The sequence below is a fragment of the Kangiella japonica genome (assembly GCF_039523535.1).
Taxonomy (GTDB): domain Bacteria; phylum Pseudomonadota; class Gammaproteobacteria; order Enterobacterales; family Kangiellaceae; genus Kangiella; species Kangiella japonica.
Genome location: NZ_BAAAFM010000009.1, coordinates 1 through 844 on the forward strand (window position 1 = coordinate 1; position 844 = coordinate 844).

The window sequence follows — 844 nt, forward strand, 5'->3', positions numbered from 1 at the left end:
ATGGTCGACGACGAAGAGTTGCTAGAGCTAGTAGAGATGGAAGTTCGTGAACTTCTAGATCAATACGAATTCCCAGGTGACGACACGCCAATCATCCGTGGTTCAGCGTTGAAAGCGTTGGAAGGCGACGAAGGCGCACTAGGTCAAGAAGCGATTGTTGCACTAGGTGAAGCTCTAGATACTTATATCCCAGAGCCACAGCGTGCCGTAGACAAGCCATTCTTGTTACCGATTGAAGACGTATTCTCGATTTCAGGTCGTGGTACCGTTGTAACAGGTCGTGTAGAGAGCGGTGTTGTAAAAGTTGGTGAAGAAATCGAAATCGTAGGTATTAAAGACACGGTTAAGACGACAGTAACTGGCGTAGAGATGTTCCGTAAGCTTCTAGACCAAGGTGAAGCTGGCGATAACGTAGGTGTACTACTACGTGGTACTAAGCGTGACGAAGTTGAGCGTGGTCAAGTATTGGCACACGTTGGAACTATCAACCCGCACACACGTTTCGAAGCAGAAGTTTATGTATTGTCAAAAGATGAAGGTGGTCGTCACACACCATTCTTCAAAGGCTACCGTCCACAGTTCTACTTCCGTACAACTGACGTAACTGGTGCTTGTGAGTTACCAGAAGGCGTAGAAATGGTCATGCCAGGCGATAACATCAAGATGGATGTTACGTTGATTAACCCAATTGCGATGGACGAAGGTTTACGCTTCGCGATTCGTGAGGGTGGCCGTACCGTAGGTGCGGGTGTTGTATCTAAAATCCACGAGTAAGATTTTAGTTCGACATAAGCGACAAGCTTAGCAGAAGATTGCATCCGTGCATTTTCTGCATTCTCGCCAT

At 47.0% G+C, this 844-nt stretch carries 1 protein-coding gene; it reads left to right on the forward strand.

Translation table 11 applies throughout. The features are described from left to right. Window positions 1-774: elongation factor Tu (locus tag ABD128_RS11395; RefSeq protein ID WP_343990519.1), on the forward strand; the 774-nt coding region annotated here is incomplete at its 5' end. Between the last annotated feature and the right edge of the window lie 70 nt (window positions 775-844).